This window comes from Streptomyces antarcticus (assembly GCF_026627255.1).
Lineage (GTDB): Bacteria > Actinomycetota > Actinomycetes > Streptomycetales > Streptomycetaceae > Streptomyces > Streptomyces antarcticus.
Genome location: NZ_JAPNLM010000009.1, coordinates 61787 through 74190, shown reverse-complemented (window position 1 = coordinate 74190; position 12404 = coordinate 61787). Strand labels below are relative to the sequence as shown.

The following is a 12404-nucleotide window of genomic DNA, read 5'->3' as shown; positions in this document are numbered from 1 at the left end:
TCCTCACCGCGCCCCCAAGGGGAGGGCCTCACCGGCTGTACTCTCTGGCAGATGACCACGCTGAATCTCGACGACTTCTCCGATCTGATCGAGCGCCCCGACGGGGGCGTCCGGCGTGATGCCGAGGAACGCCGTGAACGGCTGGCCGTGCCGCCCGGCGCGCTGGGCCGGCTCGACGAGCTGGCCGAGTGGCTCGCCGCCGCGCAGGGGCAGGTGCCGGTCAAGCCGATCGAGCGGCCCCGCGTCGTGCTGTTCGCCGCCGACCACGGGATCGCCGCCGAGGGCGTCTCCGCCCGGCCCGCCGGGAGCGCCCACGTGCTGGTGCGGGCCGTGCTCGACGGGGCCAGCCCCGTCGCCGTCCTGGCCCGCCGGTTCGGGGCGACCGTACGGATCGTCGACGCCGGGCTGGACTGCGACCCGGGCCTGCTCCCCGAGGACGTGGTCAGGCACCGCGTGCGGCGCGGCAGCGGCCGGATCGACGTGGAGGACGCGCTGACCGCCGAGGAGACCCGCGACGCGCTGCGCCTCGGGATGCGGATCGCCGACGAGGAGGCCGACTCGGGAACGGACCTGGTCGTCCTCGGGGACCTCAGCGTCGGCGGCACCACGGTGGCCGCCACCCTCGTCGCCGCCCTGTGCGGAACCGATGCCTCCGTGGTCACCGGCCGCGGCGGCGCGCCGATCGACGACCTCGCCTGGATGCGCAAGTGTGCGGCGATCCGCGACGCGCTGCGCCGGGCCCGCCCGGTCCTCGGCGACCAGGTCGCGCTGCTGGGGGCCGTGGGCGGCGCCGACGTGGCGGCGATCACCGGCTTCCTGCTCCAGTGCGCGGTGCGCCGGACCCCGGTGATCCTTGACGGTGTCGTCTCGGCGGCCTGCGGACTGGTGGCCCAGCGGGCCGCGTTCCGGGCTCCGGACTGGTGGCTGGCCGGTCAGGCGAGCGGCGAGCCGGGCCAGGCGAAGGCACTGGACCGCATGGCACTCAACCCTGTACTCGACCACGGCGTCACAGTGGGCGAGGGAACCGGGGCGCTGCTGGCCCTCCCCCTGGTCCAGGCGGCCGCCGCACTCGCGGCGGAACTCCCGGCGGGGGCACCCCCGGACGAAGTCTGGGGGAGGGCGGCGCAGGAACCGACGGTTTGAGCCGCCGGGGTTCGCGGCCCTGACCAGGCCGCGGCCCCGGAACGGCCCGCTCCTGGCCAGTGGCGCCCCATATGATCGCTTTTTATGGGAGAGGTCCGTTTGACCAGCGTAGAAACCGACCGCGGCGCGTCACAGGCACCGGGCTCGGCATCCGGAAGGAAAGAGGCCGGCGGCGACCCCGCCGGCAAGGGGGCGGGCGGCGGCCGGGAGACCGGCCGGGGGACCGCGCGCTCACGACGGGGCGCGGCGTTCGCCGTCTGGTATTTGCGCGTCGTCACCTTCGTCAACTTCCTCAGCGCGGTGTGGCTTTCGCTCGGGCAGGACCTGCGGCGGCACAACACCGAGGACTTCTACACCCCGTACCTCCTCACGGCGGGCTTCGCCTCCGGGCTGTTCTCGCTGCTGCTGGCGGTCACGATGGGCCGCCGCAAGCGGGCCGCGTGGATCCTGAACCTGGTGCTGGGCGGAGCGCTGCTGCTGGCCTTCGCCACCGCGGCGTTCGCACCGTGCACGCAGGGCGAGCTGAGCCTGTGCTACCCGGAGTTCCGGGACCACGCCCAGAACTGGGTGTCCCTCGGCCTGACCGCCGCGTTCGTCGGCTCCCTGTGGCTGGGCCGCCGGGAGTTCTACGCCCGTGGCGACCGCTCCAATCCGGCGCTGGCCACCCTCGTCGCCGCCGTCGGCCTGCTCGTCACCTCTCTGGTCGCGGCGCTGCTCGTCGGCGTCACGAACACCGACCCGGACAGCTCCGAGGCCACCTTCCTGGCCCGCTGGCGGTACGGGGTGATGCGGCTGATCACCCTGGCGCCCGACGCCCAGGCCTCGCGCGCGATCACCACGCCCGGCTGGGTGGACGTCGTCGTCAACGTGATGTCGATGCTGCTGCTGCTCGCCGTGCTGTTCGCCGCGTTCCGCTCCCGCCGCGTCGTCGACCCCCTCTCCGAGGAGGACGAGGAGCGGCTGCGGGCGCTGCTCGCCCGGCAGGGCGACCGCGACTCGCTCGGCTACTTCGCGCTGCGCCGCGAGAAGTCCGTCATCTGGTCCCCCACCGGCAAGGCCGCCGTCACCTACCGCGTCGTCGGCGGCGTCTCGCTGGCCTCGGGCGACCCGATCGGCGACCCCGAGGCGTGGCCCGGAGCCATCGAGCCGTGGCTGGCCGAGGCCCGCGAGCACGGCTGGGTGCCGGCCGTGATGGGCGCCAGCGAGGAGGCCGGGCAGATCTACGCCCGGCACGGCCTCGACGCGCTGGAGCTGGGCGACGAGGCGATCGTGGAGACCGCCGAGTTCACCCTGGACGGCCGCGCCATGCGGACCGTCCGGCAGGCGTACAACCGCGTGAAGCGGGCCGGGTACACGGTCCGCATCCGCCGCCACGCCGACATCCCCGCCGAGGAGATGGACGTACTGCTGCTGCGCGCCGACGACTGGCGCGACGGCGCGACCGAGCGCGGCTTCTCGATGGCGCTGGGCCGGCTGGGTGATCCCGGCGACGGCCAGTGCGTGATGCTGGAGTGCACCGACGGCAACGGCGACCTGCGGGCGGTGCTGTCCTTCGTACCGTGGGGGCCGAAGGGCCTGTCGCTGGACCTGATGCGCCGCGACCGGGACTCGGAGAACGGCCTGATGGAGTTCATGGTGATCGAACTCCTGGAGCGCTCCAAGGAGATCGGGGTCACGCAGGTCTCGCTGAACTTCGCGATGTTCCGGTCCGTATTCGAGCGCGGGTCCCGCCTCGGCGCCGGTCCGGTGCTGCGGATGTGGCGCTCGCTGCTGAGCTTCTTCTCCCGCTGGTGGCAGATCGAGTCCCTCTACCGGGCCAATGCCAAATACCGGCCGATCTGGGAACCGCGGTTCATGCTCTTCGAGAAGAGTTCGGACCTGCTGCGGATCGGCATCGCGGCGGGCCGGGCCGAGGGCTTCCTGGAGGCCCCCGGCCTTCCGAAGTGGCTGCACCGCAGACACCTGGAGACCCGCCGTTGACAGCGCGGACCACGTCCCCCTCGCGCCGGTTCGCCCGGCGCGAGTGGGGACCCATGTTCTGGACCGTCCGGAACGCCCTCGTCCACGAGAAGTGGCGGGCGGTCCCGATGACCCTCGGCGCGGTCTGTCTGACCTCGGTCTTCCAGATCGTGCAGAACACCTCCTGGGGCTTCCAGCCCGTCCAGAACCTCGGGTCCGTCAAAGCGGTCGACCCGCTGTGGCTCGCCCTGCTGCGCACTCCCCTGTCGCTGTTCGTCCCCGCCCTGGACCTCCCGGTGTGGGGGGCGCTCGCGCAGATCCTGCTCGTCTTCGGGATCTCGGAGATCTGCATCGGCTGGTGGCGCACCCTGCTCATCGGCTACGTCGCCACCCTCGCCGGCACCACGTACGCGCGGATCGGGCTGTCCCTGAGCCCGGACCACCCCTTCGGCCTGCCGGTGTCCGACCGCATCGTCAACGACACCGGGCCCTCGGCGGCGGTGGTGGGGCTCGCGATATACGTGTGCTGGAGCTACCGGGCCTACCTGACCGGCGCCCTGGTGATCCTGGCGATGATCGGCGAGGTCCTGGTCAAGGACAACCTCGCCGGCAAGGAGCACCTCGCCGCCATCGCGGCCGTCATGGCGGTGTGCCTGGTCCGGGCCGCCCGGGGCCCGGAGCGCTCCGCGGCCCCTCCGCTGCGGCGCCCGCCGCCCGTGGACACCCACTAGCGCGGCGGACCGGGACCGGGACCGGGACCGGTCCCGGTCCCGGTCCCGGTCCGGGCAGGCCGTACCGTATCCGGGTGACGACACCCCCCGGGCCGTTCGGGCCCACCCGGCTGTGGATGCGGGACCATCCGCTCGCGACCGACGCCGTGCTGGCGTTCGGGGCGTTCGTCGCCATGGTCGTCGGCTCCTACGCCGATCCGCACGGCCCCCACGGGCCCACCTTCGGCACCCGCGACCCCGAGCCGCTGTCCCTGCTGCTGATGCTGCTCGGCGCGGTCGTCCTGGTGCTGCGGCGCCGTCGGCCGCGCACCGTGCTGGCCGTGACCTGCGCGCTGTCGCTGCTGGAGCTGACCACCGGGGATCCGCGGGCCCCCGTCGTCATGTGCGCGGTGATCGCGCTGTTCACGGTGGCCGCCCGCACCGACCGGCCCACGACCTGGCGGATCGGCCTGCTCACCATGGCGGGCCTGACGGGCGTGGCCATGCTGGCCGGACCGCTGCCCTGGTACGCGCAGGAGAACCTCGGCATCTTCGCCTGGACCGGGATGGCCGCCGCCGCCGGGGACGCGGTCCGCAGCCGGCGGGCCTTCGTCGACGCCATACGGGAGCGGGCGGAACGGGCCGAGCGGACCCGCGAGGAAGAGGCCCGGCGGCGTGTCGCCGAGGAGCGGCTGCGGATCGCCCGGGACCTGCACGACGTCGTGGCCCACCACATCGCCCTGGTCAACGTGCAGGCGGGGGTGGCCGCCCACGTCATGGACAAGCGCCCCGACCAGGCCAAGGAGGCGCTGGCCCACGTACGGGACGCCAGCCGCTCGGCGCTGAACGAGCTGCGGGCGACGGTGGGGCTGCTGCGCCAGTCCGGCGACCCGGAGGCGCCCACCGAGCCCGCACCCGGGCTGGCCGTACTGGACGCGCTGGTGGACACCTTCCGCAACGCCGGCCTGCCGGTCGCGGTGATCGTCCAGCTGGGGCCGGGGGCCGGAGACCGCGACCCGGGCGCCCTGCCCGCCGCGGTGGACCTGGCGGCCTACCGGGTCATCCAGGAGGCGCTGACCAACGTGCGCAAGCACGCCGGCCCGGAGGCCCGCGCCGAGGTGAGCGTGGTGCGGGTCGGGCCCTCGGTGGAGGTGACCGTACTGGACGACGGCGGCTCCCCGGCCGCCGCCCCCGGCGCGGAGCCGGCCGATCCGGGCGGCGGCCACGGGCTGCTCGGCATGCGCGAACGGACGGGCGCCCTGGGCGGCTCCTGCTTCGCCGGGCCCCGGTTCGGCGGCGGTTACCGGGTACACGCCGTTCTCCCCCTCTGACCCCCGGCCCAGGCGAGTGAGCCGAAGGGGCGCGCCTGGGGAACGGGGCCGAGCGCGCGGAGGAAACCCGAGGAACGAGGGTTTTCGAGCACGCACGGCCCCGTGAGCCAGGCTTCGGCGCCCCGGAGGCGAATCGAGCCGCCAAAAAAGGGCGGTTCAGCAGGCTTTGCGCCACGCGTCCAGGTCGTACTTCTTCTCCAGGGAGCTGAGACCCAGCTCGCGGGAGCGCGTGCAGAACCGGTCCGCCGGCAGCTCGTACTCGACGTGGAAGACGGCCTTGCCGGCCTCGATGAACGGGGTCAGCCGGTCGCATTCGCGGTACTGCGCGCACTGCTCGTTGACGGCGAAGTCGAACTCCCCGACGAGCTGCGGGATCTGGTCGAGGTCGTTCTTCAGGCCGACGGCCAGCCCCCGGTCGTGGGCGAGCTTCGCGATCAGCCGGTTGTACGCCAGCTGGTGGCCGGCGGTGAGCGGGAACCCGGAGGGGTTCTGGTAGGCGTCCATGTTGTCGGGCTCCACCGCGTCGAAGCCCTTGTCCCGGCACATGTCGAACCGCTTCGCCATCAGCGGTTCCAGCGCGTCCAGCCGCCGTACGTCCAGCCAGCGCTCGCCCTCCCAGCCGTTGCCCTGGCCGAGCAGTTCCTCGGGGAAGGCGTCGGCGTCGGGCCGGAAGTCCTCCCAGGCGCCGGTCGAGAGGTAGCAGATGGTCTTGCGCCCGGCCTTCTTGAGCGCGGAGACCTGCCGGGCCGTCGTGGTGAACCCGTCGACGTCGTACACCGGCGCGTTCACCGAGGTGTCGAGCTTTCCGGTGAGCTGCCACTGCCAGCCCACCCCCGGCCGGGGTTGCCACCGCTCCCCCGGCGCCTGTTCGGGCCACGGGTAGGGCTCCTCGTCGTCCTCTTCCGGTGCGGTCGTGCACGCGGCGAGGAGCAGGAGCGGTACGAGCAGCAGCAGGCGGGCCCGCCAGCGCGGCGGCCCGGTGGGGAAACAATTCATCCCGCCGCCTCCAGGGCGTACGGGAGGGTCCCCCACGGGTGCGCGCCGCCGCCCGGGACCGCGCAGTGCACCCCCGCGCCGCGTTCGGTGGCGAGTTCCCCGGCGAGTTCGGCGGGCGCGCCGGGCGGGACGGCGTACACGAGGTGGCAGAACCGCTCGGCGGGGTGGTCGGCGGTCCACGGCGGCACGGCCGAGGCGTCCTGGTAGGCGTCCCAGGGGCCTTCGAAGGTGACGAGGAGGTCGGCGAGTGCGGCGTAGCCGGGGTGCGGGTGGACCCCGTGGTTCAGGACGAGGGTGCGGGCGCCCGCGGCACGGGCGGCGACGGAGAGCCGCCCGTAGTGCCCGAGCAGGTCGGGGCCGGAGGCGGCCTGGTCGAGGAACGCCCCGTCGGTGCCGTACCAGTCTCGGTGGCGCAGCAGGTCCTGCACCACGGCGGCGTGCGGGCGCCGCCCGTAGTCGGTGTCGGCGTATCCCAGGACGGGGACCCCGGCCTCGCGCAGCCGCTCGGCGACGAGGGCGAACCGCTCGTCGGGGGCCTTGCCGGGCCCGCTGTCGGGGTTGAGGACGACGGAGTGCAGCCGTCGGGCAGACCGGATGACCCGCTCCCAGTCCTCGGGGCGGTCGGCGGGGTGCTCGTAGAGGGGCACCAGCAGCATGGGGTCCTTCTTCTCGTCGTACGGCTCGCGGGTCGGACGGGTCGGACAGGTCCGGGCGGGTTCGGGCAAGTCGGGCGGCCGCCCGGGTCAGCGGTGGGCCGTGGCGCGGCCGAGGAGCAGGCAGACCAGGACGGCCAGGGCGGCGGCGGCCGTGGCGGCGACCACCAGCTGCACCATCCGGGGCTGTCCGAACCCGGTCAGCAGCGCCAGGCTCTGGGCGACGGCGGCCGAGGCGCAGACCACGGCGGCGGGCCGGACCGCCCCGAAGGACTGCAGGAGCAGCCCGGTCCACATCACGGCGCCGAGCAGCAGCAGGGTGGCGACCCGCACGCCGGTGAGGACGGGGGCGTCGGGCCAGAGCAGCGTTCCGGTCACGCCCAGGGCCAGCAGCACCACCAGGTAGGCGGCGAGGCACTGGGCGAGGGTGGTGAGCATCCGGCCCCAGAACGCGCGGGGCGAGCGGGCCGCCCGGAGCCCGGCGAGGCTGCCGCTGCGGAACCGGTGGAGCAGCCATTCGGCGGGGCCCATGCTGAGGGTGAGGGCCACCGCCGAAGGGGCGGCGACGGCTTCGGCCGGGCCGCCGGCCAGCACCTCGCCGAGGGCCGCGTACAGCACGAGCAGGCCGGTGCCGAGGCCGAAGACCCCGTACGGCACGGAGTCCCCGAGCCGGGGTCCGCGCGGGGTGTGCTCCTCCTCGGCGCCGCGCAGCATCTGCCAGCGCACCGGTCCGGCGCCCGGGCGGCGCTCCGCCCATCCCCGGACGCGCCGTCGGGCGCCGCGCAGGCCGGCGGCGAGCGGCAGTTCCCGTACGGCCAGGGTGCAGGCGGCCGCGAGGGACACGGCGAGCAGGGTGATGCGCACCGGCACGGGCAGGTCTGTGAAGAGGGCGAGGACCGCGCCGGCGGCCATCGGGCCGAGTGCGGCGAGGAGCACCCGTTCGCGGCCGAGGACGAGCAGGACGGTGGCCGCGCCGACGTAGAGGGCCTGGCCCGCGGCGAAGGCGTACGAGAACGGCGGCCCGCCGGGCACCGCCAGCGCGGCGGCGGTGCCCAGCAGGGACCCGGCGGGAGCGCCGACGAGCAGGGTCCGTCCGGCGGCGGCCCGGTCGCCGAGGCCGAGCCAGGAGTACGCCCGGTGGGACAGGGTCTGGTCCCAGACCCAGCCGATGAGGGCGCCGGCGACCAGGGTCAGGGTCCCGGCGGGCAGGCCCAGGCGGTCCCTGGGGCCGTCGAGGAGGGGGGCGCCCAGTACGTAGGCCAGGCCGGGCAGCGCGAAGATCACCCCGCGCAGCAGGCAGGCGGTGAGGGAGACCTTCCAGGGGTCGGCGGCGTCCGCGGGTTCCGGGTAGGCGCGGGGCACCCGGGCGAATAGCTCCTCGGCGAGCCCGAAGGAGTCCGGGCGGCCGTAGGTGAGCCGGATGTACTCGTCGGTCATACCGTCGGATTCGAGGATGGCGGCGATCTCGTCGGGGTGCACGGCCGCCGAGATGAACAGGCCGAGCCGGTCGGCGAGTTCGTCCATCGGGTCGGCGGCCGGGATGCCGCGGCGCGGCCGGGGGACGGCGGGGAGGGTGTCCACCGCCGGGCCGTGCGGCCCGGCCGGGCCCGGCACGCCGGGGGCGCCGCCCGCCCGCCGCGGGCCGCGGCGGGCGGCGGCGGAGCCGACGGGTACCCAGCCGCCTTCGGGGCCGGGGGCCTTGAGCCAGAGGGATCCGCTCACCACGGGCTCCCGTCGGCCGCGAGTTCCCGGTACCAGGGGTCGGCGAGCCGCTGGGTCCAGTCGTCGCCCTCGTGGACGGGCAGGACGGGCTGGCCGGCGAGTTCCCGGTAGATGTGCCGGAAGCCGTCCACGGACTGGTGGAGGGTGAACTTCTCCACCACCCGCTTGCGGGCCATCCGGCCGAGCTCGGCGCGGCGTTCACCGTCGCGGAGCAGGGCGAGGGTGGCACGGGCCATGGTCTCCGGCTCGCGCGGCGGTACGACGAGGCCGGTGTCGCCGACGGCCTCGCGGACCCCGCCGACATCGGTGGAGACGGTGGTGCGGCCGCAGGACATGGCCTCGATGATGCTGAAGGGGAACCCCTCGCTGATGGAGGAGAGCATGACGACCGAGCCGGCCGCGTACGCCCGGGCGACCTGGTCGATGCGGCCCTCGTAACTGATGCCGTCGGCCACCCCGAGTTCGGCGGCGAGTTCCTCCAGCCGGAGCCGGTAGCCCTCGCAGCCGGCGGGGACCGGGCCGAAGAGGCGCAGCCGCAGCTCGGGCAGTTCCTCGCGCATGAACGCGTAGGCCCGGATGAGGGTTTCGAGGTCCTTGATCGGGTCGATACGTCCGCACCAGCTGAGGGTGGGCACCTCGGGTTCGGGGCCGGCCTCGGGGAAGGCGTGCGGGTCGACGCCGTTGTAGACGGTCCGGATGCGCTCGGAGTCGGCGCCCCCGCGCTCCTCCCAGCGGCGGTTGTACTGGTTGCACGGGGTGATCAGGTCGGCCTGCCGGTAGCCCTCGGTGTTGAGCCCGCGGTAGAAGCCGAGCATCAGGGCCTTGACGGGCCAGCGCTGCGCGGAGGTGCGGTAGCCGAGGTAGCGCTCGCGCAGGTAGATGCCGTGCTCGGTCAGGAGGAAGGGCACGTCGTCGAGGTACTTGGCGGCGAGCGCGGGGAGGGTGGCGAGGCCGCTGCTGACGGCGTGCGCGACGCTGTCGGGCGGTATCCGTACGGAGAGCGGGCGCAGCGCGTGTTCCAGCAGGTCGGTGGCGGTCAGCGCGTCGTGGATGGTGGGCCGGGCCTCGGCGGTGGTGAGGCCGGGGCGGGTCCAGACGGTCATCAGGAGGCGCAGGACGGACTCGGAGCGCAGGGCCGGGGCGAGTTTCCCGGCGCGGGCGAGGAGGGCCAGTTCGCGCAGGGCTTCGGAGAAGCCGCCGTGGTCCGGGTCGAGCAGGGAGAGCAGGAAGGTCTCGTACACCCGGGTGAAGCGGCGGTGGGCCTTGCCGCGCAGGGTCGTGCGGCGGCCGCGGCCGGACGGAGGACCCCAGAGCGGGACGGCGGTGTGGCGGTAGACGTTGCGCGGGAGTTCCCAGGTGACCGGCTCCCGTCCGGAACCGGTCAGGGCTATGACGTTGAAGTCGACCTCCGGCATGCCGCGCACCAGTTGGTCGCACCAGGTGCTGACGCCGCCGTGGACGTGCGGGTAGGTGCCTTCGGTGAGCATGGTGACATGACGCCCATGGCTCATGTGGTGTGTCCCCCCAGGACGGAAAAGGGGCCGGCGCCCTTGGGTTCGGAGCGCCGGCGCTAGGTGGTACGGGTGACGGCTCGCGGGACGGTCAGCTGGGCAGCTTGAGCGTGACGGCGCCCTGGAGCAGCTCGGGCGAGGTCCAGGTGGAGCGGGTTCCGGCGTAGGCGGTGCCGAAGTCGGCGGTGCCGAGGAGCATCTGCTTCCTGGTGCCGGTGGGGGCGGTCACCGGGGCGACCACTCCGGAGGGCGTCTTGACGGTGACGGCCGTGCCGATGCGGTAGGCGGTGACCTGGTTGTTCGCGAGCGCCTTGTCCCAGGCCGCGCGGCGGCTGAGCTCGACGCCGGTGTCCTTCATGCTCTGGTTCACGATCGGCGCGGTGGGCGCGTAAAGCGTGCGGTAGGTGTCGAGAACCTGGTTGAGCACCGGGTAGAGGGTGCGGTCCTCGGCGAGGTTGGACTGGTGGACGTAGTGCGGGCGCGGGTCGTTGGTGAGGACGTGGCGCAGGGCGGTCCGGGCCTCCTGGGGGACGATGTGGTCCAGGTAGCCGGTGACGGCGTCGACCGGGGCCGGGAGGCAGGTGGACGTCGCCGGGTTGTCCTCGCAGATGCCGCTGCCGCCGTGGGCGCGGCTGGTGTAGATCCAGTTGTACTCGTCGGCCATCTCCGCGTTGGTGCCCGTGTTGTAGTACACGTTCATCGGGTGGCGGGGGACGGTCAGGGCGGCGCCGACGGCACGCTGCGCGGGTTCCCGCGAGTTGTCGCTGCCGGCCCACTTGACGCCGTTGTCGGCGAGGGCCCCGGCCAGGTTGGGGTTGTCCTGGGGCTGCTGCGGGTTGGTCTTGAGGCCGGAGTGCTCGCCGGTGACCAGTTCGGTGCGGTCGGTGGTGATGCCCTTGGCGGCCGCCCAGTTGTTGTTGTCGCGGATCTGCGCGGAGATCTCGGCGCGGCTCATGTACTGGATGGCGCCCTGGGCGTTCTTCTGGCAGGTCCAGGGGGAGGTGGTGACGTCCTGGACGCAGCCGAGGAACGGGTGCGTGTACGTGTGGTTCATCCAGCGGAACTTGGCCCGGTCGGCGACGAGTTGAGCGGTCATCGCGTCGACGCCGCCGTTCGCGGTCTTCCACTCCTCGCCGGCGCCGCCGTTGAAGAGCATGTCGAGCTTGAAGTCCTTGGCCGTCTGCCACTGCGCCGCGTACTGCGCGTCGGCGGCGGTCATCCGGATGGTGCTCTCCTGGCCCTCGCCGCCCGGACAGGCGTAGTCGCCGGGCGTGCAGTTGAGCTCCTTGCTCCAGCGGGCGTCGGGGGCGAAGACGTCGTCGACGTGGACCGCGAAGTAGTTGCGGCTCTGGCCGAGGTGGACGCCCTGGGTGAGCCATTCGACGATCCCGCGGGCCAGCAGCCGGAACTGCTGCTGGAACTGGTTGTAGCCGAAGGTGACGACCAGTTCGCTGCGCCCGTCGTGGGTGTACTCGCCGACGAGCGAGGCCCGTCCGGAGCCGACGGGGGCGTCGAGGTAGCTGGTGTAGCCGGCCCGCGGCTTGCCCATGAACCCGTAGCTCTCGGGGACGAGGGGCGAGTTGTCCTCGAAGGCGACCTGACCGCCGAGGTAGCCGAACGGTCCGGCCTTGCCGGCGGCGGTGACGGCGGCCTGGGTGCCGTCGAGCTGGCCGCCGTAGCCGCCGTTGTCGGTGTACTCCAGGCCCACGCCCGGGTGGGACCAGGTGTAGGCGTCGACCTGGCGGATCCCGTACGTCGTCTCGTAGGCGGCCAGTGCCGCCATCTCCGCCGAGCCCTCCCCGAACGGGTTCTCGTTCGGCAGGACCACCCCCTGGAACTTGGCGCGCGGACGGCCGTCGACCGTGTCGCTGAGGTAGGCCGCGTTGATGACCGGGCGGCCGCTGCTGCCCAGCTGTACGCGGGTGAACGGGACTCCGGTGTCCCGGAGCTCCGCGGTGATCGCCTCGACCGAGGTGCCGCCGTCGTCGACGACCAGCACCTTCAGGTCGATGCGCGGTGTCACGGCCGCCGTGGCGGACGCGACGGGTACGGCGACGGATACCAGGGCTGCCGCGGCCATGGCGGCGGCGACCCTGTTCCTCCGGTTCTTGTTGACCATTTCGGCCTTTCCCCCCGCAGGCATCCCTCGACAGCGGCCCTGGGCGGACGGCCGGGCCGGGGAGGCACTGTGGAAATCATGCAAAGGAACCCCGCGTCCCCTTGCGAGAGTGGGCCGAGTCTTTCGGACCTCGTCAGGTCTACGAGGCAAACCTGGAGCAGAGTCCACAGACGGGTGAACCCAATGGCCGTTTGATCGAACAACTTGCCAAATCTTCGAGTGGCGTGCGGACGAGGCCGGGCGCGTACGCTCATTTCCGG

General features: G+C 73.4%; 9 protein-coding genes. 4 read left to right on the top strand and 5 right to left on the bottom strand.

Annotated features, from left to right (window positions below):
* The first annotated feature begins 60 nt into the window (after positions 1 to 60).
* The 4 genes from cobT (at position 61) to OTB16_RS15835 (ending at position 5143) form a co-directional block, all read left to right on the top strand.
* Positions 61 to 1143, top strand: a complete 1083-nt coding sequence (cobT, locus tag OTB16_RS15850; RefSeq protein WP_267721013.1) for a nicotinate-nucleotide--dimethylbenzimidazole phosphoribosyltransferase — start codon at positions 61 to 63, stop codon at positions 1141 to 1143.
* A gap of 84 nt (positions 1144 to 1227) precedes the next feature.
* Positions 1228 to 3123 carry a phosphatidylglycerol lysyltransferase domain-containing protein gene (locus OTB16_RS15845; protein ID WP_267720822.1) on the top strand — a complete coding sequence of 632 codons (1896 nt, stop codon included), beginning with the start codon at positions 1228 to 1230 and terminating at the stop codon, positions 3121 to 3123.
* 53 nt (positions 3124 to 3176) lie between these two features.
* Positions 3177 to 3833, top strand: coding sequence for a hypothetical protein (locus OTB16_RS15840; protein ID WP_267720821.1), 657 nt, complete (start codon positions 3177 to 3179; stop codon positions 3831 to 3833).
* A 116-nt stretch (positions 3834 to 3949) separates the two neighbouring features.
* On the top strand, positions 3950 to 5143 hold the full coding sequence (locus tag OTB16_RS15835; protein WP_267721012.1) for a sensor histidine kinase: 1194 nt from the start codon (positions 3950 to 3952) through the stop codon (positions 5141 to 5143).
* A 156-nt stretch (positions 5144 to 5299) separates the two neighbouring features.
* Here OTB16_RS15835 and OTB16_RS15830 read toward each other — a convergent pair whose 3' ends face one another.
* The 5 genes from OTB16_RS15830 to OTB16_RS15810 form a co-directional block, all read right to left on the bottom strand.
* The gene (locus OTB16_RS15830; RefSeq protein WP_267720820.1) at positions 5300 to 6139 is read right to left on the bottom strand and encodes an endo alpha-1,4 polygalactosaminidase; all 840 of its coding nucleotides are present in this window, start codon (positions 6137 to 6139) and stop codon (positions 5300 to 5302) included.
* The gene (locus tag OTB16_RS15825) at positions 6136 to 6795 is read right to left on the bottom strand and encodes a spherulation-specific family 4 protein (protein ID WP_267720819.1); all 660 of its coding nucleotides are present in this window, start codon (positions 6793 to 6795) and stop codon (positions 6136 to 6138) included. The genes OTB16_RS15830 and OTB16_RS15825 overlap by 4 nt, the downstream gene beginning before the upstream one ends.
* An 87-nt stretch (positions 6796 to 6882) precedes the next feature.
* A complete protein-coding gene (locus OTB16_RS15820; RefSeq protein WP_267720818.1) occupies positions 6883 to 8514 on the bottom strand; it encodes a hypothetical protein in 1632 nt (543 codons plus the stop codon).
* Complete coding sequence (pelF, locus tag OTB16_RS15815; protein WP_267720817.1) at positions 8511 to 10025, bottom strand: GT4 family glycosyltransferase PelF; 1515 nt, start codon at positions 10023 to 10025, stop codon at positions 8511 to 8513. Before pelF ends, OTB16_RS15820 begins: the two co-directional genes overlap by 4 nt.
* A 91-nt stretch (positions 10026 to 10116) precedes the next feature.
* On the bottom strand, positions 10117 to 12144 hold the full coding sequence (locus OTB16_RS15810; RefSeq protein WP_267720816.1) for a hypothetical protein: 2028 nt from the start codon (positions 12142 to 12144) through the stop codon (positions 10117 to 10119).
* Between the last annotated feature and the right edge of the window lie 260 nt (positions 12145 to 12404).

Bases quoted from the DNA above. Each gene is read 5' to 3' on its own strand.
- pelF (WP_267720817.1), bottom strand. From the start codon at position 10,025: ATGAGCCATGGGCGTCATGTCACCATGCTCACCGAAGGCACCTACCCG.
- OTB16_RS15825 (WP_267720819.1), bottom strand. From the start codon at position 6,795: ATGCTGCTGGTGCCCCTCTACGAGCACCCCGCCGACCGCCCCGAGGAC.
- OTB16_RS15835 (WP_267721012.1), top strand. From the start codon at position 3,950: ATGCGGGACCATCCGCTCGCGACCGACGCCGTGCTGGCGTTCGGGGCG.
- OTB16_RS15840 (WP_267720821.1), top strand. From the start codon at position 3,177: ATGTTCTGGACCGTCCGGAACGCCCTCGTCCACGAGAAGTGGCGGGCG.
- OTB16_RS15845 (WP_267720822.1), top strand. From the start codon at position 1,228: ATGGGAGAGGTCCGTTTGACCAGCGTAGAAACCGACCGCGGCGCGTCA.
- OTB16_RS15830 (WP_267720820.1), bottom strand. From the start codon at position 6,139: ATGAATTGTTTCCCCACCGGGCCGCCGCGCTGGCGGGCCCGCCTGCTG.
- OTB16_RS15810 (WP_267720816.1), bottom strand. From the start codon at position 12,144: ATGGTCAACAAGAACCGGAGGAACAGGGTCGCCGCCGCCATGGCCGCG.